The organism is Deferribacterota bacterium, assembly GCA_034189185.1.
In the GTDB taxonomy this organism is placed as follows: Bacteria; Chrysiogenota; Deferribacteres; order Deferribacterales; family UBA228; genus UBA228.
This window is the reverse complement of the sequence record JAXHVM010000150.1, coordinates 1-4,394: the sequence shown is the minus strand read 5'-3', so window position 1 is coordinate 4,394 and position 4,394 is coordinate 1. Positions and strand designations below refer to the sequence as shown.

The 4,394-nt window shown below is 34.4% G+C and carries 3 protein-coding genes and 2 tRNA genes; 2 read left to right on the top strand and 3 right to left on the bottom strand.

What is annotated here, in order from left to right; translation table 11 throughout:
* Positions 1–69 precede the first annotated feature (69 nt).
* The 3 genes from SVN78_08765 to SVN78_08755 form a co-directional block, all read right to left on the bottom strand.
* Positions 70–143: transfer RNA gene (locus tag SVN78_08765), tRNA-Met, on the bottom strand.
* A 47-nt stretch (positions 144–190) separates the two neighbouring features.
* Positions 191–264: transfer RNA gene (locus SVN78_08760), tRNA-Met, on the bottom strand.
* Between the two features lie 45 nt (positions 265–309).
* A complete protein-coding gene (locus SVN78_08755; GenBank protein MDY6821695.1) occupies positions 310–804 on the bottom strand; it encodes an NUDIX hydrolase in 495 nt (164 codons plus the stop codon).
* Positions 805–914: 110 nt separating this feature from the next.
* On the opposite strand from SVN78_08755, the gene SVN78_08750 reads away from it, so the two are divergent.
* Positions 915–2,294: a class II fumarate hydratase gene (locus SVN78_08750; protein MDY6821694.1), complete on the top strand. Its 1,380-nt coding sequence runs from the start codon at positions 915–917 to the stop codon at positions 2,292–2,294.
* 65 nt (positions 2,295–2,359) lie between these two features.
* A partial coding sequence (locus SVN78_08745) for a molybdopterin-dependent oxidoreductase (protein MDY6821693.1) occupies positions 2,360–4,394 on the top strand: 2,035 nt, incomplete at its 3' end.

Sequence of the window (4,394 nt, the reverse complement as noted above, 5' to 3'; positions counted from 1 at the left end):
AAGCAAAAAAGATGCCAGTTAAAAACATATAGAATTATATATTATGTTAAAAAAGGGGAATTAACAAAATGGCGGCACAGGGACTCGAACCCCGGACGCTGCGGATATGAGCCGCATGCTCTAACCACCTGAGCTATGCCGCCAATTCTTTATATAGAAAGTCTAAGTCATCTACAAATTTTAATAAAAATTGCGGGGGCAGGATTTGAACCTGCGACCTTCGGGTTATGAGCCCGACGAGCTACCAAACTGCTCTACCCCGCTGTAGTTATTTATAAACTTTATTATTAATATGTCAATATCAAAATATTAAATATTTTCATCTTTTATTTTATATTTAAAACGCATTAAGATAGCCAATACTTTAGCTGCTTTACTCTTTACTAATTCATCTTCTGATATCCAAAATTTTCTTAATTCGTTTTTTATCTCCATAGGATCTAATTTCTGATTAACAAAATTTACATCTTTATCAACAATTACCGCATAAAAATAGGCTTTCTCATTAGTTAGACCAGCTGAACTATATACTTCACCTAGATTAATTAATCTCTCTTTTGTAGTTACCAGCCCTACTTCTTCTCTTAATTCTCTTAGCGCAGTATCTAGAGGTGTTTCACCATTTTCAATTAACCCAGCTGGAAATTCAAGGATCCTCTCTTTAATCGGAATCCTGTATTGCTCTATAACCAAATATTTTTTAGTTGATTTATTATATACCAAAACGATTGAAACACCACTACAATTTTTTCTAACAACATATTCCCAATTATCTTCACATATTAACTCTAAATATTTACCCATACTTTAATTTATACCATATATTATAATAAACTTCAAAAGTTATTTAAGTTATTTAATTTATTAACAAATTATAATATTATTATGATTATAGTTTAAAAATGAGGTGTATTATGACTTATAGAACAGAAAAGGACAGTCTAGGCGAGTTAAAAATAGAAATAGACAAATATTACGGGGTTCAAACAGCAAGGGCTTTAAAAAACTTTAATATCAGTGGTATGGCGCTGCCAATAGATTTTATAAGGGCAGTAACCCTGATTAAAATGGCAGCTGCTACGGCAAATACAAAGTTAGGTCTATTAGAAAATAAATTGGGGGATGCTATTATTAATGCTGCAAGTGAGATCCTTGAAGGGAAGTATGATGATCAATTTCCAATTGATATATATCAAACTGGTTCAGGTACTTCTACAAATATGAATGTTAATGAGGTTATAGCAAATAGGACATGTGAATTATTAGGTGGAAACAAAGGCGATAAAACAATTTGCCATCCAAATGACCACGTCAATATGGGTCAATCTAGTAACGATGTAATACCAAGTGCAATCCATATATCTGCAGTATTAAAAACTAAAGGACTTCTAATACCACAATTAGAAAAATTGCAGAAAGTTTTAGAAGATAAAGCAGAGGAGTTTAGTGATGTTATAAAGATAGGGCGAACACATTTGATGGATGCAACACCAACAACCCTTGGAAATGAATTTAGCTCATATGCCAAGCAAATTGAATTATCAATAAATAGAATTGATCAATCCCTAGAAGGTTTATATGAGCTTCCCTTAGGGGGTACAGCTATAGGAACAGGCATAAATACTGATAAACAATTTGGTGAATTAACAATAAAGGAAATTTCATCGCTTACAAATATTTCATTTGTGCAAAGTGACAATCTTTTTGAGGGGCTTGCATCAAAAGATGCAGTGGTTTTCTTTTCGGGAAGCCTAAATACTCTAGCTTGTGCAATTATGAAAATTGCTAATGATTTACGTCTGCTAAATTCAGGCCCAAGATGTGGTATATCAGAGATAACCCTGCCAGCGTTACAACCTGGCAGTTCAATAATGCCTGGAAAAGTAAACCCTGTAATACCAGAATCTGCAATACAAGTTGCAGCTACAGTTATGGGTATGCATCAAACAATATCAATAGCTGGGAGCTCTGGCAATTTAGAATTAAATGTGATGATGCCATTAATAGCTTATAATATATTATTTATGATTGAAATACTTGCAAATATAGCATCTCACTTAAACTATAAATGCATAAAGGGAATAGTAGCAAATAGAGAAAAATGCTTAAATTATGTTGAATGGTCAATGGCGCTTGTAACACCCCTTGCAAAGAAAATAGGCTATGACAAAGCAGCAGAAATTGCACATGAAGCCTTCGAAAAAAATAAAACAGTAAAAGAAATAGTAGCTCAAAAAGGAATTCTTTCAACTGAAGAATTAGAAGATATATTAAACCCATGGAATATGATCTAGCTATTTTATAATCTAGTTTGCTTTTAAAATTATTATTAGCTACAATATAAGTGGAGGTTTTTATTATGAACAATAAAGAAGAAAAAATAAGAAAAGGTTGGTGTGGTCCTTGTCATCATAGATGTGGTTTGAATCTATATCAATCAGGCAACATTATTACAAAAGTAACTGGTGATCCAGAGCATCCTATGAGTAGAGGCTTTATCTGTGCTAGGGGCAAAACTATTCTTGAACATCTATGCCACAAGGATAGAGTCAATTTCCCTCTAAAAAGAAAGGGGGATAGGGGTAGTAATGAGTGGGTAAGAATAACGTGGGAACAAGCGCTTGATGAGATTGCTGATAAACTTCTTAACCTTAAAGAAAAATATGGCCCTGAAACCCTTACCTTTGCACATGGAACCTACAGAACATATGGATGGCCTATTAAACGCTTTTTCAACCTCTTTGGCTCTCCAAATATTATGGGCGCTCAAAATATTTGTAGATGTCCTGGCTGGACAATTGAATGGACGACCTGTGGTGGTCCATTGTTTAGTGATATGACAAATAGTAAACTTATAATATTGTGTGGCAGCCATTTAAAAGAATCCTCGCCTCACCCTGGTTGGACTTCTCTTGTTAAAGCTAAAAAAAATGGTGCAAAACTCATTGTTGTTGACCCAATAAAAAATAGTGAAGCTGAGATTGCTGATAAATGGTTGGGGATAAAGCCAGGCACTGACGTATATCTATTTTTATCATGGATTAAATATATTATTGAAAATAACCTATTCGATAAAAATTTTGTTGAAAAATATTGCTTTGGTTTTGACAAATTAGAAGAACATATAAAGAACTTCACCTATGATGAAGCATCAAAGATAACTAATATAAAAAAGGAAGATATAATAGAAGTTGCAGATCTCTATGCAAAAACCTCACCAGCTGTAATCCCTTGGACATTTGGCCTTGATAAGCAAGGAATAAATGCTAATCAAGCCCAAAGGGCAAGATTGATATTAGAAGCATTAACCGGGAATTTTGATATTAAAGGGGGTGAGCTTATAGGAAGAAATGGGATTGGGCCTATAACTGACTATGAGATGGAAGCTAATGAATACCTCAAAAGCAGTCAAAGAGAAAAACAGATTGGCTCACAAAAACACAGATTAATGGCCTATCCTGGGTGGGAATTAATTGAAGAAGCCGCTTTAAAAAAAGATACCTCCTACTCACTTCCACCTGTAGCCGAATTTGGGGCTTCAGCTTATGCCCCTGATGTATTTGATGCAATGATCACAGGAAAACCTTACAATGTAACAGCTTTTATTTCTCAGGCAAGTAACCCCATAGTAACCTTGACAAATGGAGAAAAAATCTATAAAGCTTTATTAAATTCAAAGCTAAATGTTGTTATGGATTACTATATTACACCTACTGCAGCTCTGTCTGATTATATACTGCCAGCAGCTTGCACGCTCGAAAGAGCTGATATTCAAGATATGCATGGATTTTCAAATATAATACTTGCTAATAACAAAGCTATTGAGCCACTATATGAGAGAAAGGATGACTACTATCTCTGGAAAGAACTTGGAAGAAGGGTTGGGCAAAAAGAGTTTTGGCCCTGGGAGACTATGGAAGAAGCCCTTGATTTTAGACTTAAAAGGGTAGGCATATCATTTAAAGAACTGTGTGAAGGCTACCAGTACAATATGGAGCCAAAATATAAAAAATATGAAACACACGGTTTTGCTACCCCTACAGGAAAAATTGAACTTTTTTCTACTATCTTGGATAAACTAGGGTATCCTCCATTGCCAGTTTACAAAGAGCCTAAAAGCAGTATGAGTACTAACGAAGAATCCCTAATATTAATAACGGGTGTGCGCTTTATGCCTATGTATCAATCAGAATTAAGGCAAATTAAAAGTGCTCGCATGAAACATCCTGAGCCTTTGGCATTATTGAATGACAAAACAGCTGGGCATTTTAACCTACGTCATAATCAATATATTATAGCAGAAAATGACTTTGGAAGGGCTATATTTAAGTTAAAAATATCTGAAAAGATGCAAGATAATATGATTCATTTAGAGCATGGTTGGTGGTTTCCAG